Source organism: Christiangramia aquimixticola, from assembly GCF_048285835.1.
Classification (GTDB): Bacteria; Bacteroidota; Bacteroidia; order Flavobacteriales; family Flavobacteriaceae; genus Christiangramia; species Christiangramia aquimixticola.
Genome location: NZ_JBLVTL010000002.1, coordinates 492,346 through 518,067 on the forward strand (window position 1 = coordinate 492,346; position 25,722 = coordinate 518,067).

The following is a 25,722-nucleotide window of genomic DNA, read 5'->3' on the forward strand; positions in this document are numbered from 1 at the left end:
GGCGTTTATAAACTTCATGAGTCATACCCGAATGAGTTTTTTAACCGATAATGGTTTTGGGCAGAAGGAATTATCGCAATATAATTTAGGACCCATAGTTTTTCATGAGCATATCTATTATTTCAAGGAGATTTTTTCCGGAGAACCTGTGACTGTAAGTCTTGAATTAAGTGGGATATCTGAAGACGGGATGTTTTTTGAATTTACCCATAAGATCTATAATCACGACGGAAAGAACTGTGCTACCTGTGAAATGATGGGCTCCTGGATAAATCTTGAAACCAGACAGCTTACCATTCTTCCTGAAGAACTTTTTGCCAAGCTGGATAATACTCCAAAATCTGAAGATTTCAGGATCCTGACCAAAGAGGGTACCAGAAAATATGGAAAACGACCTCAGGATATTAGTGTGGAAAAATTGCAGAGTCTTTAGATCAGAGCTCTTAAGCATTTCTCCATACAGGTCTTTCAGAAATACTCTATCTTTAAATTATTAATTTTAAAAAGTTAGATATGCTGAAGTCTTTAGCGGTAATAATCTCCTTAATTATTTCAGGGATTGCGGTAGCTCAAAACTCTCCCGAGTTTGTAGCAGAAGTAAATGGGCTGGCTCATTGTGAATCAGTTGCTTTTTCTCCTTCCACTCAGTTGCTGTATGTTTCTTCTATGGCAGATAAAGAAAATGGAGATGGATATATTTCCACAGTTTCTTTGAAAGGGGAGATCATTGATAAACATTTTATAACCGGACTGGACGATCCTAAAGGTATCGCCATTTCTGGGGAGAAATTGTTCGTGTCTGATATTTCAGTATTGATTGAAGCTGATTTATCCACAGGAAAAATTATAAAAAGACATCAGGGAGAGGGAGAGGTATTTCTAAACGATGTGGCTGTAAGCGAAAATAGAGAAGTATTCGTTTCTGATATGAGCGGTTCTTCTATTTATAAACTGAATAAAGATGGAGAATTTAGTGAGTGGTTTTCTTCTTCAAAATTGCAAACACCAAACGGGCTACTTGTGGATGAGGGACAGTTATACGTTGCAGGCTGGGCTAGTGACGAATCCAAAAATACTGAAAAAACTGCCGGAGGTTTTCTTCAATTAGAACCTTCAAAAAAAGATCTCAAAGCCTTAACCAGGGATCTTGGCAATCTTGACGGAATTCAGAAATATGACAATAATTCTTTTTTGGTCTCTGCCTGGGATTCAGGAATTATCTATAAGATTCATAAAGATGGTAATTGCGAAGAAATCCTGCAGTCAGAAAAAAGTGTGGGCGACCTCTTATATATCCGGGACAAGAACTTATTGATTCTGCCTTTGAACTTTCAGAACAAGCTAATGATCTATAAATACTAAGCCTGTATTTATTTTATTTCAGCTACTGGTTTTTCTTTCTTTTTAACCTTTACACTTACCATATAAACCCCTATAAAAACTAAAGTTGCGGCAATTCCTTTAGTCCAGTTCAGCTTATCTGCTCCCACCATGATCGCGAAAGTTATGGCGATTAGTGGTTGTAAGTAAATGAACGCGCTAATGGTTGCTGCAGAAAGTTGCTTCAGCGCATAGATATTAAGCAAATAGGTCATAAAAGTGGTGCCTAATACCACAAATCCCATCTTCCAGATAGCATCAAATGGTAAAGTTTCCCATTCCACCTCCATAAATTCTGAGTAGGTTATGGGTAGATTAATAAAAATAGCAATCAGGAATAACCATTTCATGAGGGTGATGGCATGATATTTTTTGGTAAGCGGTTTTACCAGAATAAGATATAAACCGTAAGAAAAGGCGTTGATAATAAACAGAATATTACCCAAAGGCACATTTGGGGCATTGATGTTTTCTTCTTTGCTGAAAAGTACTAAAACCAGAGCGCCCGCCATCCCAATGATTATTCCGAGAGTTTTGAGTAACGTGATCCTTTCTTTGATGAGAATAGAGGCCAGAATAAGTACGATTACCGGCGAAAGGGTAATAATTACCGAGCTGTTAATAGGCGTGGAAAGGCTTAAACCTTTGAAAAAGAACAGCATGTTTATTACCATTCCAAAGATAGCGCAACCTATAATTCGTGGCCAGTCCTGGCTTGCGATCTTTTCTTTAGGGGCAAATATGCTAACGATCCAGAATAAGATAGCAGCACCGGTAACTCTTAAGAGAATAAATCCGAAAGGTTCTATATATAGAGGCATAAGGCCTTTGGCCAAAGTGTGATTTACACCGTAAATGGTACTGGCACCTATGGCTGCCAAAATAGCAAGTAGTCTGCTGTTATCCATGAATGGAATTTTTTACAGCTTCCACAGTTTTTTTGGAATTTCCTATATAGATCTCGTCTCCGTTTACAATAACCGGACGTTTCAAAAAAGTATAATGTACAAGGATGAGGTTCTTATAATCACTTTCGTTAAGATCCTTGTTTTTAAGATCTCTCTCCTTGTAAAGTCTTGCCCTTTTACTAAAAAGTGATTCATAAGATCCTGCAAGTTTCTCCAGTTCTTCAATCTGCTCCCGGGTAATATTGCTGGTTTTTATATCCTGAAGTATAAAATCTTCCGGGGCTTCAATTTCCTTTAATATTCTCTTACAGGTATCGCAAGTGGAGAGGTAGTAGATCTTCTTCATTTTCAAAAATTTAAAATGCAAAGAACGCATATTTCAGGGAATGTTGAGGTTTGCAAGACTGATTTAAAATTATGCGAACAAGGGATTAAAAAGTTGCATTTTGATAATAGGGCGAAACTTTTCAAATATCCGGCATAAAGATCAGGTCAATTTTGCGATTACCCTGCCGGCTCACTACCTTTGTTTTTCAAATTTTATAAGCTTGAAATTTAATACCAGAACTATTCATGGAGGTCAAAAGGATACAGATCCGGCTTATGGGTCGGTTATGACTCCCATTTATCAAACCAGTACTTATAAACAAAGCACCCCGGGTGGCCATAAAGGTTTTGAATATTCCCGAAGTGGAAACCCAACGAGGTCGGCTTTGGAAAGTTTGCTGGCCAGTATTGAAAATGGAAAATTTGGACTTGCTTTTGGTTCCGGACTTGCAGCTATTGATGCTGTATTAAAATTATTCAAGCCGGGTGATGAGATCATTTCTACCAATGACCTGTATGGTGGTTCTTATCGGTTGTTTACCAAACTTTTTGAAGGCTTAGGCATCAAATTTCATTTTATCGGAATGCAGAATGCTGATGCTATCGAAGAGTTTATAAACGAAAACACCAAATTGATTTGGGTGGAGACTCCTTCGAACCCTATGATGAGTATCATAGATATTGAAGCGGTTTCCAAAATTGCCAAAAAACATGAGGTGTTGCTGGCGGTGGATAATACGTTTGCAACGCCTTATCTTCAGTTACCTCTTGATCTTGGTGCCGATATTATCATGCACAGTGCGACTAAATATCTTGGTGGCCATAGTGATGTGGTTATGGGTGGCCTGGTTGTAAATGATGAAAAACTTGCTGAAAAACTATATTTTATTCAGAAGGCAAGCGGAGCAATATGCGGACCTCAGGATTGTTTCCTCGTAATGCGCGGAATCAAAACCCTTCATTTAAGAATGCAAAGACATTGCGAAAATGGAGAAGCTGTGGCTAATTTTTTAAGGTCCCATCCAAAGGTTGATAAAGTTTTTTGGCCCGGGTTTAAAAACCATCCTAATCATGATATCGCTAAAAAGCAAATGAAAGGTTTTGGAGGAATGCTATCCTTTTCAACCAAAGAAAATACCCTGGAAAGTGCCATCAGGATCGTTGAAAATCTAAAGGTTTTCACCCTTGCTGAATCCTTAGGCGGTGTGGAGTCCCTGGCGGGACACCCTGCAAGTATGACCCATGCTTCCATCCCGAAGGAAGAAAGAATAAAAACCGGGGTGGTGGATTCGCTTATAAGGCTAAGCGTTGGAATTGAAGATGAAGAAGACCTTATTGCAGATCTGGAACAAGCCATCAATTAAATTAAATATTAAATCAAATGCTGAAGGCCCGGAAAAGTACCGGCCATTTATATTAGAACAATCATGAAGAAAATCTTATTTCTATTCGCTGTTTGCCTCTTATCACTAAATCCTGTAATCGCACAGGAACTCCAGTCTCCTAATTCCAAACTGAAAATGAAATTTTCAGTAACAGAAGATGGAACCCCTGTTTATAAACTTTCCTATAAGGACAAGGAGGTAATTAAATCAAGTAAACTTGGATTTGATCTTAAAGATGAGAAAGATCTTCTCGACGGATTTAAAATTGCTGAAACCAGCACAAACAGTGTAAACACTACCTGGAAACCTGTTTGGGGGGAAGAAAGCACTATTAAAAATAACTATAATGAACTTGTGGTTTCTCTTGTACAGGAGGAAACACAGCGCAAATTGGATATAGTTTTCAGATTGTTTAATGACGGGCTTGGCTTTAGATATATCTTTCCACAACAAGAGAACCTGGGGCACTTTGTAATTAAAGAAGAAAGAAGTCAGTTTGCCATGACCGGTGATCATACGGCATTCTGGATTCCGGGAGATTATGATACTCAGGAATATGATTATACTAAATCAAAACTGTCTGAAATAAGAGGAAAAATGGAAGAGTCCATCACGGCTAATATCTCTCAGACTTCCTTTTCCAATACCGGAGTACAAACTTCCCTTATGTTAAAAACAGATGAAGGACTTTATATCAATCTTCATGAAGCTGCTTTGATCGATTATGCTACCATGCATTTAAATCTTGATGATGAGAAGATGATCTTTGAATCATGGTTAACGCCAGATTCGCAAGGTGACAAAGGTTATTTGATCGCTCCGGCAAAAACTCCCTGGAGAACAATTATAGTTAGCGATGATGCGACAGATATTCTTGCTTCTAAACTGACATACAACCTTAATGAACCAAGTAAAATTGACGATACTTCCTGGATCAAACCAATGAAATATATTGGGGTATGGTGGGAAATGATCACCGGGAAGAGTTCATGGAATTATACAGATGAGTATAAAGCAGTAAAATTAGGTGAAACAGATTTTGAGAAAGCAAAACCAAACGGGAAACATGCTGCAAATACTGAGCATGTAAAGGAATATATAGATTTTGCTTCTGAACATGGTTTTGGTGGAGTACTGGTAGAAGGATGGAACATTGGCTGGGAAGACTGGTTTGGCCATTCAAAAGATTATGTTTTTGATTTTGTAACTCCTTATCCTGATTTTGATGTTGAAGAACTTCAGAAATACGCAGCTTCAAAAGATGTTGAACTAATTATGCATCATGAGACTTCCTCCTCTGTTCGTAACTATGAAAGACACCTGGATACCGCATATAAATTCATGAATAAATATGGGTACAATGCTGTAAAAAGTGGATATGTTGGAGATATATTGCCTCGGGGAGAGAATCATTACAGCCAGTGGCTGGTAAACCATTATCAATATGCCCTTGAAAAAGCTGCTGAACATAAGATCATGATCAATGCGCATGAGGCGGTTAGACCAACCGGGATCGCGCGAACTTACCCGAACCTTATTGGGAACGAATCGGCCAGAGGAACCGAATACCAGGCATTTGGTGGTTCAAAACCTAATCACGTTACTGTACTTCCATTTACCAGATTAATTGGTGGGCCTATGGATTATACACCGGGGATTTTTGAAATGGATATAAGCAAATTGAATCCTGATAATAATTCTCATGTAAACAGTACGCTGGCGAATCAACTTGCATTATATGTAACCATGTACTCGCCACTTCAAATGGCTGCAGACCTGCCAGAGCATTATATGATGTTCCTTGATGCTTTTCAGTTCATCAAAGATGTGGCTATAGACTGGGATAAAAGTATCTATCTGGAAGCGGAGCCGGGTGATTACATCACCGTAGCCAGAAATGCTAAAAATTCGAATAACTGGTTTGTAGGGAATGTGAATGGTAATGAAGCCAGAACGGCTACCGTAAAATTTGATTTCCTGGAAAAAGGGAAAAATTATATTGCTACCGTATATGCTGATGCTCCGGATGCGCATTATAAGGAAAACCCTCAGGCTTACGAGATCAAAAAGTACAGGGTAAACAGCAAATCCAAATTGTCACAGAGATCGGCACCGGGCGGAGGATTTGCTATCAGCATTATTGAAGCTGAAAAATCTGAAGTAAAAGACCTTAAAAAATTATAAACAAAACTAAGCCTGAACTATTAAGAAACTTCTTGATAGATTCAGGCTTATTCAGTAATTTCAATTCACCTGAGATAACAATGTCTTTGCAGTGAACCACAGTTATTTAATGATTAAGAAGCTCATTCTTATTCTTGTTGTGCTATTCTCAATTGACGGTTACTGCCAGCGGTATCGTGATTTTGAGTATGGGCCTATGCTTAATTATGAGCATACCTCCCTCTATCTGGACAATGGTATTTTTAAATCTGAGAAAGAAGGCATTTCCAATTCCGGATTCGAGCCAAATTTTGCAGCCGGCCTATATGGGATCTATTATTTCCGGCCCAGAATGGGGATGGGAGCCGAGCTTTACTATCAAAGGACATCGGCATCAGATCTTAAAGGGAGCGACCATTATAATTCATTGACCTTTATGCCTTATGTCAATTTTGATCCCTTCCGGCAGGTAAGCGGTGTATACTTCGGTTTTGGTGCCGGTGTAGCATTCATTCAGGAAGCGCCGGATTATGGCAGCAAAGTCCTGGAAAAGGATATCAGAGTGGTTACTATTCCGGTTAAGGTCACAACTTCCTATAGAATTAGAAATCAGGTAACTTTTGAGCTTGGAGCTCAGGCTGAAGTTTTTGAAGTTGTACGTAATCAGGTTCGAAGAAATGCACTGTTCTTCGGTATGAAAATACCTTTTAACCGAGTTTTTATCAATTACCGTTAGGCTGCCCGAAAATTCTTTTAAAAATGCTGATCAGTTTTTGAACTTCTTCCACCGTATTATAGTGAACCAGGCTAACTCTAACTACCCCGTTTTGTTCCAATAAATCCAGGCTTTGTATAAGCTTTTTGGCATAAAAATCTCCAAACCGTATTCCTATTCGATGAGGGTCCACCTTTTCAACGATCTCATTACTTTTAAAATCCTTGTGAACGAATGATATTGTAGGTACCCGTTTTTCAGCATCAGGTGAAGTATGGCCAATAACTTTTATTTCAGGAACCGAATTAAGATAATCCAGTAATTGCTTGGCAAGCTTCTCTTCATGTTGACCAATCATTTTAAAAGTTTGTTCCAAACGTTGATCAAAATTCAAAGTTTGATCTGTAAAATGATGACGGTAAAACTCCTCGTAATATTCAATAATCCCAAGGGTGCTATATGTAAGTTCAAAATTAAAATTACCGGGCTGCAGTTTATAGGGTATGCTGTCTTTCCCTATAAAATAGTGGTTAAGGCTATCTAGGTGTTGAAGGTGTTCGTATTTTCCATACATCACCGCTAAATGAGGACCAAAAGTCTTGTACCAGCTAAAGGTGTAAAAATCCACATCCAGTTCCTGACCATCCACTTTTCGATGCGGAGCATAAGCCACTCCATCTACGCATATAAGCGCACCCTTTTTATGCACAAATGCAGCGATTTCTCTTATCGGGTTAATAGTTCCCAGAACGTTGGAGGCATGGGTTACAGTTACCAGCCGGGTTCTCTCCGTCATTAACGCATTCAGGTCTTCCAGGTCGAGCTGAAGAGTCGTTTTATTGACTTCCCAGATTTTAATATTGATCCCTTTCTTTTGAAGATCCATCCAGGGTGAAACATTTGCTTCATGGTCTGTATTTGTAACAATAATTTCATCTCCTTTTTTCAGATTGCCGCTAAAGGTCAAACTTAGGATACGCATTAACATGGTCGTAGAAGAACCAATAACTACTTCGGCATCCTTTTCAGCATTTAAAAGGGCGGTGATCCTGGAAGTGGCATATTTAAGTTTTCTTCCTGCTTCTTCAGATACTTTATAGGATGCTCCCAGCTGTACATTATGGTGTAACAAATAACCGCTTATGCGTTCTGCCACCTTTAGGAGTACCTGTGATCCTCCGGCATTATCCATGAAAATAAAGTCCCGTTCAAGGGCCGGAAACTGTTTTCTTACATATTCTATATCCATCATTCTTCCAGTAAACTTTCATTGAACAAATTTAAGATCCTACGGTATTCGTCTGTCCAGCTGCTTGGTTCAGTAAATCCGTGATCTTCCACGGGGAATACTGCTAATTCCCAGTTTTCTTTTCCTAATTCTATAAGTCTTTGCACCAGTCTAACAACATCCTGAAAATGCACATTCACATCCAACATGCCATGAGCAATTAAAAGATCGCCTTCCAAACCTTCAGCAAAGTAAATGGGTGAAGATCTGCGATAGGCAATAGGATCCAGAGATGGTTCATTTAAAATGTTCGACGTATAACCGTGATTATAATGAGCCCAGTCTGTAACCGATCTAAGGGCTGCACCGGCTTTAAAAGTCTCTGCTTCTGTGAACATGGCCATTAGGGTTATAAAACCTCCATAACTGCCACCATAGATCCCCACTTTATTTGGGTCGATATCATGATTTTCCAGAAGATATTTAACGCCGTCTACCTGATCGCTAAGATCTTTGCCGCCCATGTGCCTGTAAATCCCGGTACGCCAGTCTCTGCCGTATCCTGCACTTCCTCTGTAATCAATATCGATCACCGTATAACCAAGGTCTGTAAGCAGATTATGGAACATGTATTCTCTAAAGTAGCTGGACCACCATTTATGCGCATTTTGGAGGTAACCTGCACCATGAACAAATACAACAGCCGCATCATTTTTAACTTCTTCCTGTGTTAAATAAAGTCTGGCAGGAACCATTTCTCCATCCTGTGCTTTGAATTCAATAAGCTGAGGCTCCTTCCACTTATAAGATTTAAATTCCTCAGATTGTCCGTTGGTTAGCTGAACCGCCGCTGCGTTTGAATTTATTTCTTTTAAATAAAGTTCGTCCGGCCTATTCATATAAGAATAGGTGATCGCCATGTATTTCTCGTTAGGAGTTAATTTCACCTGATTATTTCCGGTTTTGGAAGTTAGCTGCTGCATTTTCCCTCCCATTGCGGGCATTTTATAAAAATGTCTCTCTCCGGGATGAACTTTCGATGCAGTTAGGTACCAGAACTTTCCATCATTTGAGAGCATAGGGTCAAAAACCTCATATTCCCCTTTGGTGAGCTGGGTTTTCTTGCCGGATTTCACATTTACCAGATATAGATGTGAATAACCGCTTGCTTCACTTTGAAAATAGATATGTTCATTATCCGGCAACCATCCAAGAGTTTCATAACCATAATAAGTGTAACCTATTCCCGGGCCGGCAAGCCAGGCTTCATCTCTTTGATTATCTAATATTTTTAAATCACCTGTATCCAAATCGAGTAAAGCGATCCATCGGTCTTTATTATCAGTGGACCTTAAGTTTACAATGGCTTTTTTTCCATCATCACTAAATTTTACTGAAGATGGGATTACTTTTCTCACTTCAGGAGTCCACTCCTTTTCAGGATAATCCTTTACATAATCCGGAAGTTTATCAATTTCCGGAAGCTTTGAGAGGTCCGGAAAGTAAACGGTATCCTTGGCAATATCATAAACAGCAAGTTCTGCAGTGAAATCCATTTCGCCAACTTTGGACCTTGCCTTGAGATCTTTGGTGTATCCGCTTTCATCCACATAATTTGGTACATCTGTAGATTTACCCCTGTTATATTTAATTAAACTGAAGGCGGCGAATTTTCCATTAGGTGAAATTTCCAGATTTTGAAGTTCTTTATCTTCGGTATAAAAGATATAGTCCTTTTCTTTTATGGATTCCCGATAGGATTTTGAACTTTCCCGCTTCTCTTTCTTTTGTCTGACTACCTCGAGCAATTCAAGATTTTGGTCCCGTACCCATTGGTCTTTTGCTGATAAGGCTTCATTTTTATCTGTTTTCCCTTTCCCGGTTTTTATGTTGGTTAGCTGAGTGATGCTTCCATTCTTAAGATCATAAGAAAATGCATTTTTTTCAGCTTGAAATAAAATGTTTGCGTCATTAGCCGAAAATATTGGAGAACTAATATCAAAAGGAAGGTCTATTAGTTGTCTGGAATTCCTGGTGGCCAGATTATATAACATAAGCCTGCCATCATTGGTATAAACCATTTTAGACCTGGCTTTATTAAAATCCCCGGTAACAGGTATGATTCTCTCTGCCTCCTCGTTGGTTACTTTAAGGATATTATCAGATTCATTTATTGCTATTCTATATAGGGAATCAGCCGGATTTCCTTCAGGATTATACTTAAAATAGATATTCTCCCCGTGAATTCCCCAGCGAACCTGTTCCGGAAAGGTTCCTATCCAGGAAGGATCCTGCATGATCTTCTCTACACTTAAATCAGAATTTTGGGAAAAGGATTTTATATTGCATAGAAGAAAAATGGCAATAAGAATCAGTCGGTTGAGCATTGGTAAGGTTTAAAATTATCGATGACCAATATAGCCAAATTTTAAATCCTCATTTATAGCTGAAAGTAGGTATTTTTAGACGGTTGAGCTTGATTCTACCAGTGGAATAAATGCGTACTGGATTCTCTTTATTTTGCTTTCGAAGCCGATTCGAATTTTTCTTTTAGCACATTTGCTGCCATGGTATATCCACCATCCCCGCCATCTACAAAATGAATGTGATCATTGGTTTTTAAATCTTTCACATAGCAGGACATTATACTTTCCTCACTAATATGATAGCCGTATTTAATCAGGCCTTGCTGCTCCAGCTTATCCAAATCACTGAAAAGCCTGTCTCTTTGAGACTTTGTTCCGGTGATTACCGTATTTATTCGTCCGTCAAGACTAAGATTATCTGATAATTCCACCAGTTCAGACAAATAATTTCTTCCTACCTGACTATTTCTTAAATACAAAGGGCCAATAGAATTGATCATAAAATTTTTCAAGAAAACAGGTAAAGCCCATTTTCCAATTTTGGTCTTCATTTCATTGTTAATTCTCTGGCAGCTCAGTTTCACCTTGAGCTTGCTTACAGAGATTGGTTTCCTTTCGCTGGATGATCCATAGATGGTATCGATCTTATCCATGATCTGGGAATATATTTTGGAAAAATCTGTATGCCCGCAACCGGAAATAATGAGACTTAGCACTTCATTTTCCTGTTTTGGTGGTGCCACTTTATCCCATTTACACTCCATTCCCTGAAGATTTAATGGGGTTTCATCAAGTAAAATAGAGGAGTTATCGGGTCTTGATTTTATAATATTTTCGGCAACCTGTAGTCCTTGCCCTAATATAACCGGGATGACCAGTGCCGAGCTAACCTTGGCTCTGGCTATTTTAAGCTCAATATTTTCCTTATAAAGTTTTTCAACCTGATAAAATCCAATGCTTAATTCAAAGCCAAAATTTTTACGGGAATTACGGTTGTGCTTTTCGAGTACAGAGAGTGCCTTGTCTTTTAAAGTTGGAGGAATAATAAAAGTGGCGCCATCTCCCCCAAAAAAGAAGGGTACAGCACCATAATCTGCCTCTGGCAGGTTCATAACAGCAATTACACAACCTGTGGCTACAAGATTAACCTCATTATGTTGACCATTGTTAACCGCGGTAGTAGAATCAATGATATCTGCCACCAATACAAACCAGTCGCCGGGAACTTCCTGGAAGTTATCGTGGTCTCCCAGAAGTTCGCCCAGTGAGGTATTATGTATTTTTAAGTTAGAGTAGAAATTATATCCTTTTCCCATTATGCTCAGTAGGTCGACAAAAATTGAAATAAATTTCTAGTCCGAACTATATTTTTGAAATTAGTTCAATTCTGCCCCAACAGCTACGGTACAATCATGACCGGGTTCACCGTGTGGCGGATTGATTTTTGGAGTAGCGCTTTTTAATCTAACCGGGCTTGCATTCATATTATTCGCAGGAGTGTTTCCGGCATCAGTAAGTGGTGCACCCACAGGAAGGTCACAACGGTGTCCTTCAACCCCATGAGCAGGATTATATTTTGTTTCGGCAGTTGAACTGGCCTGAGTTTTTTGTGCCGGGGTGGCTTCTTCAGTTGGAGTAACTTCTACTTTGCTCTCTTTATCTTCATTTTCCTTACAGGAAAAAATCGTGAAGGTAAAAAGGCATACAGTTATAATGGATAATGTTTTTAGTGTTTTCATAATCAGTAAATTAAATGAGATTAAATATATTGAGAATTATTGAGTTAATTGCTCTAATTCTTCCTTTGAAATGGTTAATAGTCCGGAAGCAGGAAGTCGTCGTGTCATTTCTCTCCAGTTATCATCCTGAGCAAAAATCTTTTTAAAAATTGGAGTTGCTTCCTCCATTCTGCCACTATTGGCTAAAGCTACCGCTTTCCAGTACTGCATTTCTAAATTATCTGGAAACATTTTTTCGGCTGCGCCATACTCCTGAAGGGCTTTTTCCATGTCGTTGGCTTCTACCGCGAGGTCACCTTTATTCATGTGCTCATAAGCCCGGTGAACTTTTAATAGTCTACCCAATTCTTTTACAGGAGTGGTATGATCATCTACCCTAAGGTCGATTTTTTTATCCTCCCAGCTTTTGCTGGTTTTTTGAGGTCCAACTACGATCAATGCGGCCGATTGTTTCCCACGAATATCACCACCGGCTTCCTGTCCGGCTTCCATGGCTTTTACAACTCTTTCGGCTAAAGGAAGATCTGAGAATCTAACGAAAGCTTCGGCCATTGCCGGAACAACTTTATCATTCAGCATCATATTCGCCTGAACCGAAAAGTTTTTTCCCTGAACATCTTCAGCTGCTTCCACACATTTTTCACCGGTAAAAGCTGATACATTTCCATTTACATCCAAAAATGCTACCTGACGGAAAGCTCTTCCTTCATCATTTTCCACGAGTCTTGCCAAAGCTTCATCTGCAGGGATCCCTTTAGCCATAAGGTCCAGACCTTCCGGCCCATAAGCAGGGTTGACAAAAGACTGTGTTGCCACAACTCCTACCCCCGAACGACCCCAGGAAACAATTGATCCTACAGAAAACCAATGGCTTTGGACGCCTACCGCCATTTCTCCGGTAGTAGTATCTCTTGCCACGATGGAAAAGGTATGCGCAAATGCATCTTTGGAGATTCCACTAACGTTTTGAGCTAGTATAGAGAAAGAACTAAAGAGGCAAACAAGTAAAAAGAGCTTTTTCATAAGAATTTTTCTAAAAGTTTAAAGATACTAAATGCCCCTTATATAAATTAATATTTGTGATGAACATAAATCTGGAGTTGGCATGTTCTAACTGTGGAACTAATGAGGATTATTAAGGAAGTAAGAAGAATAAAAAGATGAGTGTCGAAGGGAATTCTGCATCATTTTAAAATTTTCAGAACATTCAGGTATTCCGGGCCGCCATCTACCGGATAACCGGGAATTTTTTCAGCTTTTATGGTTATAGTCTTTTCTATATAGTCATTTAGATCCAGGGTCTCACTTTTTAAAGCATATCGATTTTCTGAAGTAATTAAAACATGAGTGCCATATTGATAAGTAGTTACTTCAGATTTTTGAATGGTGCCTTTATAAATTGATCCATCTTCAATGTCTGAAGAATTACACGAAGAAAATCCCGGTATAAATATGAGAGGAAGTAAAAAAATCAAAAGTCTCATAAAATGAAATTTGGAAAACTTATATCACCTAAAATACGAAAAACAGCAGGTTGATTTCCATACTTAACAATATTTTCTATCGTGGTAGAAGCTATTTCTGTTTACTAGGAAAGGAGTTTTGGTAAGGGAAGAAAAGCATGCCGGAGGAAAATTAAGTTCCGGGATAGTTATTTTCCTGCCGATGAACAATTGTTAATATAATTGTTGAAAAGTCCAAATTAGCCGATGAAATACAAGTGTATTATTAGGTAAATTGACTGAGCCTTAGAGGTATATCTCTTTAAAGTTCAAAATTCGAGCCTTTGGATGTATTTCTGTTAAAATGACAACCTATGAAAACTTTACTGCCCAAGGTAGAATTCACCGAAGTCTTTGAACTTGAAATTCAGGATAAGGCCAGCGGAATTTTTCCTAAAATGTTATTGATTCTTGCAATTGCAGTGTTTGTCTTTATACTAACTTCAGGTACTTCTGTCGAAGCCTCGCGCGACCATCAGGAATTTTCCGGGTACGTAATAGAAAGTACCGCTCCGCCGGTGCCATTTTAAACATTTATAAGTGATTTATAACGGTTTCTAACAGGGCCGGAATTTTTTTCTTCCTTTTCGCGCTAATTTCAGCAAAATTTAGAGGGTTATTCTCAAACCATTACTCACCCTTTTTTAGCATTCGGTTTCGCTCCCAGAACTACATTATAATGTCTTTAACAAGAAGGCTTAAATATGCTAATAAGACGTGAAATAACAAGGGGTTAACAGATTTAAAATAGCCTTATAACTATCTTGCTTTCGAATTAAAAAAAATAATGATATGAAATTGCGAAATTCTATTATGTCTGGCTTTATGATGTTACTTCTTTTTACCGGAGTACAATCTGTTGCTCAAACCGATGGAAAGGATTGGAAAGAAGATAAAAAAGAAGAACTTGTAGATAAAGACAAAAAACACCAACTGGTAAAAGATGCTAAAGACTCAAAAGCAGCTTTTATTGAAAATTCAAGTAATTTAAAGGAGCTTTTTAACGGTGCTGTAGGATATGTGATTTTCCCTAATGTAGGGAAAGGAGCCTATATTCTTGGTGGAGCAGCCGGAAACGGTGTGCTTTTCGAAAATGGAAAAGTGCAGGGATTTGCCGAGCTAAGACAACTGGATATTGGACTACAAATAGGTGGTCAGGCTTTTAGACAAGCCATCCTTTTCCAAACTCAGGAAGAGTTGGATAACTTTAAAAAAGGAAACTATAGTTTGTCTGGAAATGCTTCTGCCGTGATCCTGGAAAAAGGGAAAGCTAAAAATGTTGAATTCAATAACGGAAGAGCTATTATAACCATGCCAAAAGCTGGTGCGATGGTAGAAGTTTCTGTTGGAGGACAAAAGTTTGAATATGCTGAAGCTAAGAATTTTAAATAGTATTTAGTATATAACTAATATTCAAAGCCGGCTGTAATAGTCGGCTTTTTTAATACCCAAAAAATGGAAGATATCGATACCATAATTTTTGATGTTAATGAAACTTTACTTGACCTAACGCCTTTGAAGGAAAGCGTTAATAGAGCTTTAGGGAATGCACAGGCAGCAGATCTCTGGTTTACGCAGTTACTTCATTATTCCTTGGTGGTAAATTATACTGCTACTTATCATGATTTTAGCGCGATCGCCGCGGCTGTTTTTAAAATGAATGCCACTACAAAAGGCAAACATTATACTGAGGAGGAAATTCAGAAAATCCTGAGTCCGGTAAGTAAACTTAACCCCTATCCGGAAGTGAAAGAGGTGCTTAAGAAGCTAAAAAATAAAGGTTTTAAGATGATGGCTTTTAGTAATGGAAAACCGCAGGTGCTTCAGGAACAATTGAATAATGCAGGAATAGCAAAAATCTTTGATCACGTATTGAGTGTTGAGGAATGCGGAAAATTTAAACCTCACCCTGCGGCATATAAATTTGCGTTGGAAAAAGTGGGTTCTTCTGCAGAAAAAGCATTAATGGTTGCTGCTCATGGCTGGGATATAGCCGGGGCAAATAGTCAGGGGATGAAAACTGCCTTTATACAAAGAGAGGGTAAATCATTATTCCCACTGGCACAGAAACCAGATTTAGAGATTAAAGATTTAACCGGCCTTTTGGAACTGTAAAAGCCGGTTAAAATCTTCTTAGAAGTTAAAGTTGATGCTAAAGCTGAATCTGCCGCCATCATCTCCTATGTAATAGCCCAGATTTCCTGTAAAGGCATAAAATGCATTTATAAACACAGAGCCACCATAATTGGTGTGCCAGTCAGCTGAATTATCTTCATCCAGCCATACTCTACCATAATCAAAACCTGCACTTACTCCCATTCTAAGCGGAATAAAGTTAGTTCTTAACTTGGTTAATCCTACTCTAAGATCGGTATTCTGATAGAAGGCATATTTACCATTGAAACGCTCATTTCTATATCCTCGCAGGCTGTTTTGAGTTGCGCCTCCTAAGACAGCCCCATGATAAAATTCATAATTATCACCAATTATCGCTTCTCCACCAATTTTTGTAGCAATCGCAGCAGCACCGCTCTCGTGTAAAGGATAGTCAATGGCCAGCATTGGTCTAATATAACCAAACCTGTTCCCAGATCCGTCTATATTTGACTTGAATCCTGCGGTAAGATCTAATTCCATTCCCTGGGATGGGAACGCAATATTGTTTTTACTGAAGTAATTATAATTGATCTCTGCACCACCGTATAATTGCTGGTCATAAACATCATTAGTAGGCGCAAAGGCTTCTCCCACATATCTCAGGTCATCGTCTGATACTTTATAGGACTCAATGATAGGTTTAAAATAAAAGCTGCTCTTTGGAAAATCTCTCCAGATCAATGAAGGAGCCAATCGCCATTGTTTGATCTTTACCCGGTTAAAATCATTGGAAACTTCATCTGGATCATAAGTAATATCGTTACCTTCCCCAAAGTAATTCATAGTGAAATTGGGACTTGAGTAATATGCCTCCAAGCCAAAATTCCAATTGTAAAATATCTGGGCTACCTCTCCGGTATATTCAGCATCAAAACCTCTGGTTTCAAAAAAATAATTGGCAGCAAAACTCTGCTGGGTTGAAAAAGGATTATTGACTAAACCATAGGTAGTATAAGTTACTTTCGCTCCAAGTTTCAAACCTGTATCCGAATTAAAACTCAGTCCGGGCAACATGGTGGTTTTGGTCAACATCTTTTTATTAGGGTTATAAGTGTTGATGTCGTATGAATCTACCAGCCATTTTCTGGCTCCCGGAGTTTTTATAGTATTCTTTTTACTGGCATAGTCATAGATCTTTGCCTTTCGGGTATTCTTAAATTCATAGATATCATTCTCTTCTCCACCCAGAATTTTAAGCTTAACCAGATTATCGCCTTTTCCTTTAACTATAAATTCATCGTCCCCATCCAGTCCATAGATCCAAAGTTGATTGGTTTCATCTGAATCATAGTTGGCATTGAAGACCTCTTTTTCTTTCTCATTAAAGATCCGAATATTCGTTATTCCGTTAGGCTGACGAGTGATAATGAATTTATCATCTTCCTCTGTCCCGGTAATGACATCATATTTCTTCAGCAGATCATAGTAATCCCTGGCAATTTCTCCAAGATTGGATTTTCTTTCTACCAGGATCTTTTTAATTCTCTCAATAGAAGGATCATTATTGGTTCCTGCGGGTAATAGCTTAAAAGATTCTTCTATTACCTCCGGAGTGATTTTATTCTGAATGTAATCGACCTGTTCTTTCCAATCGTTCCACGATGAGGTTTGGATAAAGGTCTTATCCAGCGGAAACGCAGCTACATTAAACCATTTAGGACGGCTTACTTTCTCGTCATAATTTTCCATGGACATCATTTCAGGGTAACCAAGCTTCAACAATTGAATCACCGGCCCATCAAAACGTGGAAATGCCTGGTCACGATCCCGTGGAATTGGCTCATAGCGTTTTTTATCTCCTTCTTTAAATTCTGCCCATCGCCACTGGTCAGCATGCCGGTCCCAGTCACCTATAAGCATGTCCAGTAATCTGGCACGGATATATAATTTTTCATCCACATAAGCTTCTTTAGACTCGGCCATCTCCAGCATCAAGTCTTTGGTGCTTAAGATATCATCAGGCTCTCCAAAAAGCCCAATATCTTTATTCTCATCCCCAACATGAGCTTCCAGCATATAAAGTTCGTTTCCATAATCTTCATTGTAGATTCCTAGAGATTTTTGTTTGGGAACATAAAAAATTTCAGGATCGGCATGGTTGATTTCCAGTGCATCCATCAATCCGTTTACCGCAATAGGCGCATAAGGATGGGCAGTGGTATAAAAGTCCTGTACATAGCGTTCTGCTACGGTATTTTTTAAATAATTTTCTACATAATGGTTGGTCACCACAGTAGTTTGTAAAAATCGAATAGCACTTTTTCGTAAAGCCCTTAAGGTGTACTCATGTGCATTATCATCGATAAATCTTAGGGATCTTGACTGGTGCCCTCCACCTTCAGCAATTGGTTTTAGATTTCCTGGCAGAGAGTCAATATAAAGTACAGGAAAATCAAATTTCTTGCTATAAAGAGGGCGGTAATGTTCTCCCCATAAGAATTTATAAAGTGGATCCTTATTTGTTTCTTCTTCAGTATAAACTGAAGAGGCTTGAGTTTTTCCGAAATCACTTCTGGCAGGCCAGCTAACATCTTCAAGTTTTAGGCGTTCTCTTTTTATTTGTTCGGTAAAAACTTTTTTAGGTCCCTGTTCTGTAATTTCAAAAATTTCAACATTGGAACTACCATCTTCAAAAACATTAATTTTTGCGTATCCGAGTTCATAGGAAGCAAAATGTCCTTTGTCTTTTTCAGGTTTGGCTTTTTTAGGTTTTTCGGTTACCCCACTTATAATTTGTTCGATCCCGTCATCCTGGACAAATTGAAGATTTGAATTATTTCCCGAAAGAAAAATCACATCGTTGTATTGATTGGCTATGGTTTCAAGTTTTCCCCTCAGATCCTTATAATCCGGACTTCTCCATGATTGAGTTCCCATGCCAAGAATTTTATCAAAAGCACTCAGTTTGGTTTTGCTCATTACCGGATGATGAATAGCTACCAAAATGGTCTTCCCCTGATGATCTTTTAATTCATCCTGAAATTCGTTAATAAACTGAGTTCTGGTCTTATAATCACATTTATTATTGATGTATGGATGGTCGTCCCAGTCTTCCAGGTACCATTGAGAATCTATCATTACCAGATGTACGTCGTCGTTAAGGTCTTCTCCTTCAATAGGGCAACCATCATTAGGCCAGAAATCAGATTTTAAATTATCCTGTAAAAAAGATTCGAGATCATCAATATTATCCGGAGCGTCTATTTTCCATTCGTTAACACCGGGAGTGAAAATAATTTTTCCATTGAAATCTTTCAGGTGGTCTAAAAGGTTCTTTTTTAAATATGCTTCTACCTTGTCTCTGCCATTATCCTTGTTTGGGTAGCCCCCTTTAGGAACAATATTTCCTGTTATAACCAGGCTCGAAGAATTCTCGTTTTTGGAAGCATTAACGATGGAAGAAAGAATCTTCTGGTTGGTATCATCATTTCTTAATCCGGTATTCGAAGTGAGGTATACAGATTGAATGATATTTTTACCTTCAGTCTGGGCCAGGACATTTGGAGAAATGAAAAGAGAAACAAATAAAATTATGCATAAAGGCCTTAAAAACTTAGGCTTCAGAATAAAATCAATTTTACGATCATCCATATAAGCAGGGGTTTGATTGAAATATCTTTGTAGTAATTGTAGTTTAATTAACTTTCAAAAAAATTCAATTATCTTAGGAACTCATAGTGCTTTATAATACTTTAACATCCAAGCCTAAAAATTTTGCTAATAATTGAACCAATCTTTTCCGGTCTCCTTTTAATTAAAATTAAAGAAAGTTATTTTGCAGGAAATTCCGAATTCTACCTTGTTTAAAAAACTTCAGATTTTAGGTTTACTTCTTTCCTTTTTCCTATCGGCAGCTCAGGAATTACCTCCTGTTGTTAATTATGGGCCTAATCAATATTCTGCAGGGAATCAAAACTGGATGATAGACCGCGGGGAATCGAGGAACCTGTATTTTGCCAATAGCAACGGCTTGTTGGAGTACAATGGCGAACGCTGGAATTTATACCCTGTGCCCAATAAAACTATAGTTCGCTCCCTTAAAGTTGTTGGAGATAGAATTTATACCGGAGCTTATATGGAGGTTGGTTTTTGGGAAGCCAATGAGTTAGGAGAACTTGAATATACCAGCCTTGTATCAAAATTTGAAAATATTAAAGATGGGGAGCAATTCTGGGATATAGAGTATGTTGATGATATAATAATTTTCCGGAGTTTCGCCGGGATCTATTTTTATAATCCTCAAAAGGAATCTTTGCAGATGCTGGATACCCCGCAGGGGAAACCAGTTTCAGCTATCTATAAATTCGAAGGCGAGCTCTACTATCAATTAGTGGGAAATGGTCTTTATAAATTGGAAAATGGGGTTTCTATAGAGGTTATTCCATTTTCAGTTCTAAAAGATCGAAACGTAATTCATTTATATAATAAAACCGAAAATGGTTTTTCGCTTATTATCGGGAATGCTGAATTTTATAAATGGAACGGAAAGGAGTTAGAGGCCTTTAATATAACTCTTAGTGATAAACTGGGCAGGCCAAATGTTCTGGACGTAGTAAACCTCACCTCAGGTAATATTGTACTTGGGACCGTTGGAAAAGGTATTATTGAAATTAGTCCTGATGGAAAAATTCTGAACAATTTTGATCAGTCCAATATTCTCATGAATAATACGGTCCTGGATCTGTTTCTGGATAGATCGGGGAATGTATGGGCAGGGCTGGATTACGGGATTAGCAGCATTGAACTAAGTTCTACTTTCAAAAGTTTTCAGGATAACAGAGGGGAAATTGGATCTGTTTATACCTCCTTAAAGATAGGGGCAGACCTTTATTTGGGTACAAATCAGGGGTTGTATATTAAAAATGAAAATTCATCCAAGTTTGAACTTATTCAAGGCACAAACGGCCAGGTGTGGTTTCTGGATGTGTTTGAAGGAAAGATCCTGGCCGGGCACGATAAAGGAACTTTTCTTATAGAAGGGACCACAGCATCCAAGATCAGTAATAGATTGGGTACCTGGGTTGTTAAACCTTTTTTCGACGACATTTATATACAGGGGCATTATAACGGGATCAGTTTTCTGAAAAAAACTCAGGGGTCTCTCGTTTCCTTACCCTTGCTGCGGAATTTTCCTCATTCTTCAAAATTTATCGAGGTAGATCGGGATAAAACGATCTGGGTTGGTAATGAGCATAAAGGGGTTTTTAGAATGCTACTGAATGATTCGTTAACACAGGTAAACCATATTAAAAATTACAAGTTTGAAAATGAATCCGGGGTAACCTCAAGTATTTTCAAATATGCAGATTCTCTTTATTACAGTTCCAAAAATCATATCTATCAATATGATAGAAAAGAGGATAGATTCAGGGCAAATAATAATGTAAATAGGTTAACCGCCAGTCATGACAGGATCTCCGGAAAAATGATTGCCGGAGGTGATGGTCTTCTGTGGGGGTTTACCGAAGACGGTATTTTCTATGTTGAACCCTCCCGCCTTAGCAAAGATTATGAAAGCAATTTTATTTTCTTAAATCAGGATTTTAGAAATGTCGCTCTGGGTTATGAGAATATCCGGGAACTTGAAAATGACACATATTTACTGGGAATTGGGAATGGTTATATAACCTTCAATAAAAACCAAACTCATAGAAATTATGAAGGGGTTGAAGTTACCATAGACGGAATTGCTATAAGCGCGATCGACTCTAGCTCGGTGAAGGTCGATAAGAACAGTAGTGGAGAATTTAAATTTGCCAGTAATAATATAAACTTTCAATACAGTGCTCCGGTTCACGAAAAATTCCTGAATCCTTATTATAGTTACAGGCTACTTGGATTAAGTGATAAATGGAGCGATTGGAACCGTAACTCTGAAGTAAGTTTTAAGAATCTCGATTATGGCGATTATACTTTTGAGGTTAAAGCCCGGATTGGTGAACATATAACAGAAACTTCCCATTACTCGTTTACCATTAACAGACCATTGACTTTAAGTCTACCGGCATTAATTGGCTATACAATCATTTTCACCCTGATCTTATTTGGCGTTCATTTATACAATAAAAAACATCATCGTAAAAAACTGGAAGAGAATGCCCGCTCTTTAAAAATGAAAAACCTGGAGGCCGAGAAGGAAATAATCCGCTTACGCAATGAGAAACTGGAGCAGGACATGGTCAATAAGAACAGGGAGCTTGCAGTTTCTACAATGAGCCTTATAAAAAAGAATGAATTCCTTACAGCTATTAAAGACAAACTGAAGGATTCAGATAATAACAATCAGGTGAGATCGGTGATCCGGACTATAAATAAAGATATTAGTGAAGAGGATAACTGGAAATTCTTCAAAAAAGCATTTAGTAATGCCGATAAAGACTTTTTTCAAAAGGTAAAAGATGCACATCCGGAGTTAACCACTAACGATTTAAAACTGTGCGCTTATTTAAGACTTAATCTTTCTTCAAAAGAGATCGCGCCGCTACTAAATATTTCGGTTAAAAGTGTGGAAATTAAACGATATCGTTTGCGTAAAAAGATGAACTTAGATCGGGAAACCAATTTGACCGAATATATTCTCTCGCTCTAACCTTTACAAACTGCACAATTAACTCTACATTACCTCTACATTAAGCTATTTGGTTAATTATTAGCAAATTAAGTTTTTATGTTTTAATCCTTTTCAAGCCCCTGTGAGATTGATAATTACGCAAAATAGTACCCCTCAAATTAAAAATTTCGCATTTGTAGATATTTTGTAAAGGTGAATTGTGCCCTCTACTTGAGATATGTTAATAAATTGAAATTACAATTTTAATAATATATCACATGAAGAAATTTACCTGTCTTTTGATTGTATTTCTAAGCGGGTTTTTCGGTGCTTACGCGCAATCGTTTTCGGTTAGCGGAAATGTCACCGATGAGAACGGAATGCCTTTAATGGGGGTTAACGTACTGGTAAAAGATGAGTCACGCGGTACTACTACCGATTTTGATGGAAATTTTACGGTTCAGGATATCTCCACTGGAGATGTACTCCAATTTAGTTATGTAGGTTTTCAAACCCAGGAAGTGAGAGTAACATCTCAAAGTGCAATCAATATGGTGCTTCAAACAGATTCTGAAGCATTAAATGAGGTAGTCGTAATAGGATACGGTACCCAGACTAAAAAAGAGATCACCGGTGCGGTAAGCGTCGTGGGATCAGAAACAATAGAAGATTTAAATCCGGTACGGGTCGAACAGGCTTTACAGGGTAGAGTTGCCGGGGTAAACATTACCTCCAGCTCGGGATCTCCGGGAAGTGGATCAAATATTAATATTAGGGGTATAAGTACTAATGGAAACAACAAACCATTAATTCTTGTAGACGGTAACGTTATAGAGGATCTTAGTGTGATCAATCCTAATGATATTGAAAGTATTAATGTGCTTAAAGATGCTACTGCCGGAATATATGGTGTAAGAGCAGCAAATGGGGTAATATTGATCACCACCAAATCGGGGAAATTCAATACCAAATTAAAAGTGGATTTTGATGCCTATACCGGAGTACAGGAAACTACAAGAAAACTTCCGGTGCTTAATGCTACAGAGTATGCTGTAATAGTAAACGAAGCTTATGCAGCCGGTGGCCAGACACCACCTTTTACCAATTTCCGAAATCTTGGAGAAGGAGTAGATTACCAGGAAGAGGTTTTTTCTACTGCACCAATGTCTGATATGAACCTGAATGTTTCAGGTGGTGGGGAAAGATCAAGATATTCTGCTGGAGCTTCCTATTTTAACCAGGATGGTATAGTTGGAAAAGGAAAATCAACTTACGACAGGTTAACGGCAAGACTTAATTATAATCTTGATGTGATCGAAAATCTTAAGTTGAACGTTTCCGGGATTTATACCAATTCGAACAGAAGTACTTTGGCTGAAAATGCCCTGGGTTCTGTCCTGTTCAATGCGGTTAATATGAATCCAAATCTTCCTGTTTATGATGAAAACGGTGATTTTACACTTGCGGAAGGTTTAGGGAATGAAGTAATAAATCCACTGGCGCAAATTGACAATACTTATAATGGTACTGAAGTAAATAAATTTAGTGGAGTTGGAGGACTGGAATATACCCTATGGGAAAAGATCACCGCTAAAACTCAGTTTCAGTTCAATTATGCTGAGGTGGATGGTAGATATTTTGCTCCTGAAGCATTTTTTGGTTCGGGGAAAGTTTTTAATGTTGACCGTAATAGTGTGACTGAAACCTTTGATATCTACCGTGATTATACCTGGGATAATTACCTTACCTATAACGACAATTTTGGAGATCATAATATCAAGTATCTTCTGGGGATGTCGGTTTTTAAAACAACCGGAGATTTATCTTCTGTTACCGGCTACGAATTGCCAACCAACGATTATGGAAATGCGAGAATAGCCAATGCGCTTGAAGTACAGGATAATTATCAGAATGGTGGTAATACTTTCGATACAAGATTACTCTCTTACTTTTCAAGATTGCAATATGATTACAAAGGAAAATATCTTTTTTCAGGTTTAATTAGACGTGATGGTTCCACAGCATTTGGACCGGCTAATAAATTTGGATGGTTCCCTTCTGCTTCTGTAGGTTGGGTAATCTCCGACGAAAGTTTCCTGGATGAAAGTAAAACTTTAAGCTTCCTGAAATTACGTGGTAGTTACGGGGTTATTGGAAACGACAGGATCCCTGCTTTTAGATATTCCTCTTTACTTAACGGGGAAGGTGTTTATGTTTTTGACAATGAACTGGTTTTTGGTAAAGCCAGCGGTGCTCTTGGAAACCCGGAAATTAGATGGGAAAAACAAAAGACCCTGGATATAGGTGTTGATGCCAGATTATTCAATTCCAGAGTAGAGATCACTATGGATTATTTCAAAAAGGAAACTGAAGATTTACTTGTAATTCCTCAAGTTTCCGGAATTCTTGGAGTAGCTGCTCCAGGTTCTTCTGCGCCATTCGTAAATGGAGGTGGAGTTGAGAACGAAGGTTTTGAATTCTCAATTGGATACAATCAAAATGTAAATGAGAATTTTAAGTTCAATGTGAATTATAATCTTACAGCTCTACGTAATGAAGTATTGTACGTAAACAGTGAAAGTGGATTCCTTACCGGCGGATCCTTCGGGATTGGTCTGGAACCGCCATCAAGAATGGAAGCGGGACAACCTTTAGGATATTTCTACGGATTAGAAACCAACGGACTGTTCCAGAGTCAGCAGGAAGTTAACAGCGCTGCTGCGCAACCTAATGCCGCACCTGGAGACATTCGCTATGTAGACCAAAACGGTGATGGAGTGATAGATTCAGATGACAGGATCAATATTGGAGATCCAATTCCAGATCTTACTATGGGTATGAACCTTGGCTTTACTTATAAGAGCTTCGATTTTAATACTTATGCATTTGCTTCCCTTGGGAATGATATAGTTCGGAATTATGAACGAAATCAGCCTAACACCAACAAGACCAATTCCTATTTAGGAAGATGGACCGGAGCCGGCTCTACAGATAGTTTCCCAAGGGTGACTACCGGAGCAAACTCTAACAATCTGTTCTCAGATTTTTATGTTGAAGACGGGTCTTACCTGAGACTGCAAAATGTACAGGTAGGTTATACGCTGGCTGATGATTTAATAGCAAATACGGGAGTAGAAAAGTTAAGGTTTTATGCATCTGTTAATAATGCATTTACGCTAACTGAATATAAAGGATACGATCCTTCAGCATCTAATGGTGCTCCAATTGGGGGCGGTATAGATCAGGGATTCTATCCGGTACCAAGAGTTTATATGTTGGGAATTAATTTGAAATTTTAATTA

Annotated in this window: 19 protein-coding genes; 10 read left to right on the top strand and 9 right to left on the bottom strand. The window is 38.3% G+C overall.

Translation table 11 applies throughout. From position 1 onward, the window contains the following. Both ACNKXV_RS05930 and ACNKXV_RS05935 read left to right on the top strand, forming a co-directional pair. Positions 1 to 433: acyl-CoA thioesterase (locus ACNKXV_RS05930; RefSeq protein ID WP_417906782.1), on the top strand; the 433-nt coding region annotated here is incomplete at its 5' end. An 80-nt stretch (positions 434 to 513) separates the two neighbouring features. Beyond that, positions 514 to 1,362 (top strand): NHL repeat-containing protein, encoded by an 849-nt coding sequence (locus ACNKXV_RS05935; protein WP_417906783.1) that lies wholly within the window; start codon positions 514 to 516, stop codon positions 1,360 to 1,362. A gap of 8 nt (positions 1,363 to 1,370) precedes the next feature. Here ACNKXV_RS05935 and ACNKXV_RS05940 read toward each other — a convergent pair whose 3' ends face one another. Further along, on the bottom strand, positions 1,371 to 2,288 hold the full coding sequence (locus tag ACNKXV_RS05940) for a DMT family transporter (RefSeq protein ID WP_417906784.1): 918 nt from the start codon (positions 2,286 to 2,288) through the stop codon (positions 1,371 to 1,373). Further along, positions 2,281 to 2,634, bottom strand: a complete 354-nt coding sequence (locus tag ACNKXV_RS05945) for an arsenate reductase family protein (protein ID WP_417906785.1) — start codon at positions 2,632 to 2,634, stop codon at positions 2,281 to 2,283. The genes ACNKXV_RS05940 and ACNKXV_RS05945 overlap by 8 nt, the downstream gene beginning before the upstream one ends. A gap of 202 nt (positions 2,635 to 2,836) precedes the next feature. On the opposite strand from ACNKXV_RS05945, the gene ACNKXV_RS05950 reads away from it, so the two are divergent. The 3 genes from ACNKXV_RS05950 (at position 2,837) to ACNKXV_RS05960 (ending at position 6,899) form a co-directional block, all read left to right on the top strand. Then, a complete protein-coding gene (locus tag ACNKXV_RS05950; protein ID WP_417906786.1) occupies positions 2,837 to 3,979 on the top strand; it encodes a cystathionine gamma-synthase in 1,143 nt (380 codons plus the stop codon). Between the two features lie 63 nt (positions 3,980 to 4,042). Beyond that, a complete protein-coding gene (locus ACNKXV_RS05955) occupies positions 4,043 to 6,184 on the top strand; it encodes a glycoside hydrolase family 97 protein (RefSeq protein ID WP_417906787.1) in 2,142 nt (713 codons plus the stop codon). A gap of 109 nt (positions 6,185 to 6,293) precedes the next feature. Further along, positions 6,294 to 6,899 (top strand): hypothetical protein, encoded by a 606-nt coding sequence (locus ACNKXV_RS05960; protein ID WP_417906788.1) that lies wholly within the window; start codon positions 6,294 to 6,296, stop codon positions 6,897 to 6,899. On the opposite strand, the gene ACNKXV_RS05965 is transcribed toward ACNKXV_RS05960, so the two are convergent. The 6 genes from ACNKXV_RS05965 to ACNKXV_RS05990 all read right to left on the bottom strand — a co-directional run bounded on the left by ACNKXV_RS05965 (position 6,886) and on the right by ACNKXV_RS05990 (position 13,695). Then, on the bottom strand, positions 6,886 to 8,130 hold the full coding sequence (locus tag ACNKXV_RS05965) for a cysteine desulfurase-like protein (RefSeq protein WP_417906789.1): 1,245 nt from the start codon (positions 8,128 to 8,130) through the stop codon (positions 6,886 to 6,888). The genes ACNKXV_RS05960 and ACNKXV_RS05965 overlap by 14 nt on opposite strands. Then, the gene (locus tag ACNKXV_RS05970; RefSeq protein ID WP_417906790.1) at positions 8,127 to 10,493 is read right to left on the bottom strand and encodes a S9 family peptidase; all 2,367 of its coding nucleotides are present in this window, start codon (positions 10,491 to 10,493) and stop codon (positions 8,127 to 8,129) included. The genes ACNKXV_RS05965 and ACNKXV_RS05970 overlap by 4 nt, the downstream gene beginning before the upstream one ends. A 128-nt stretch (positions 10,494 to 10,621) precedes the next feature. After that, positions 10,622 to 11,788, bottom strand: a complete 1,167-nt coding sequence (locus ACNKXV_RS05975; protein ID WP_417906791.1) for a DUF3095 family protein — start codon at positions 11,786 to 11,788, stop codon at positions 10,622 to 10,624. Between the two features lie 60 nt (positions 11,789 to 11,848). Next, entirely contained in the window at positions 11,849 to 12,211 is a 363-nt protein-coding gene (locus ACNKXV_RS05980; protein WP_417906792.1) for a hypothetical protein, read from the bottom strand. A gap of 36 nt (positions 12,212 to 12,247) precedes the next feature. Continuing rightward, positions 12,248 to 13,234 (bottom strand): DUF1028 domain-containing protein, encoded by a 987-nt coding sequence (locus ACNKXV_RS05985; RefSeq protein ID WP_417906793.1) that lies wholly within the window; start codon positions 13,232 to 13,234, stop codon positions 12,248 to 12,250. A gap of 161 nt (positions 13,235 to 13,395) precedes the next feature. Continuing rightward, complete coding sequence (locus ACNKXV_RS05990; protein ID WP_417906794.1) at positions 13,396 to 13,695, bottom strand: hypothetical protein; 300 nt, start codon at positions 13,693 to 13,695, stop codon at positions 13,396 to 13,398. A 332-nt stretch (positions 13,696 to 14,027) separates the two neighbouring features. Between ACNKXV_RS05990 and ACNKXV_RS05995 the strand changes: the two genes are divergently transcribed. The 3 genes from ACNKXV_RS05995 to ACNKXV_RS06005 all read left to right on the top strand — a co-directional run bounded on the left by ACNKXV_RS05995 (position 14,028) and on the right by ACNKXV_RS06005 (position 15,828). Next, positions 14,028 to 14,243 (top strand): hypothetical protein, encoded by a 216-nt coding sequence (locus ACNKXV_RS05995; RefSeq protein ID WP_417906795.1) that lies wholly within the window; start codon positions 14,028 to 14,030, stop codon positions 14,241 to 14,243. 262 nt (positions 14,244 to 14,505) lie between these two features. Further along, the gene (locus ACNKXV_RS06000; RefSeq protein ID WP_417906796.1) at positions 14,506 to 15,105 is read left to right on the top strand and encodes a lipid-binding SYLF domain-containing protein; all 600 of its coding nucleotides are present in this window, start codon (positions 14,506 to 14,508) and stop codon (positions 15,103 to 15,105) included. Positions 15,106 to 15,168: 63 nt separating this feature from the next. Then, positions 15,169 to 15,828 (top strand): haloacid dehalogenase type II, encoded by a 660-nt coding sequence (locus ACNKXV_RS06005; RefSeq protein ID WP_417906797.1) that lies wholly within the window; start codon positions 15,169 to 15,171, stop codon positions 15,826 to 15,828. 18 nt (positions 15,829 to 15,846) lie between these two features. On the opposite strand, the gene ACNKXV_RS06010 is transcribed toward ACNKXV_RS06005, so the two are convergent. Further along, a complete protein-coding gene (locus ACNKXV_RS06010; RefSeq protein WP_417906798.1) occupies positions 15,847 to 19,461 on the bottom strand; it encodes a metallophosphatase in 3,615 nt (1,204 codons plus the stop codon). Positions 19,462 to 19,645: 184 nt separating this feature from the next. On the opposite strand from ACNKXV_RS06010, the gene ACNKXV_RS06015 reads away from it, so the two are divergent. Next, complete coding sequence (locus ACNKXV_RS06015) at positions 19,646 to 22,459, top strand: triple tyrosine motif-containing protein (protein WP_417906799.1); 2,814 nt, start codon at positions 19,646 to 19,648, stop codon at positions 22,457 to 22,459. 239 nt (positions 22,460 to 22,698) lie between these two features. Next, complete coding sequence (locus tag ACNKXV_RS06020; RefSeq protein ID WP_417906800.1) at positions 22,699 to 25,719, top strand: SusC/RagA family TonB-linked outer membrane protein; 3,021 nt, start codon at positions 22,699 to 22,701, stop codon at positions 25,717 to 25,719. Positions 25,720 to 25,722 lie beyond the last annotated feature (3 nt).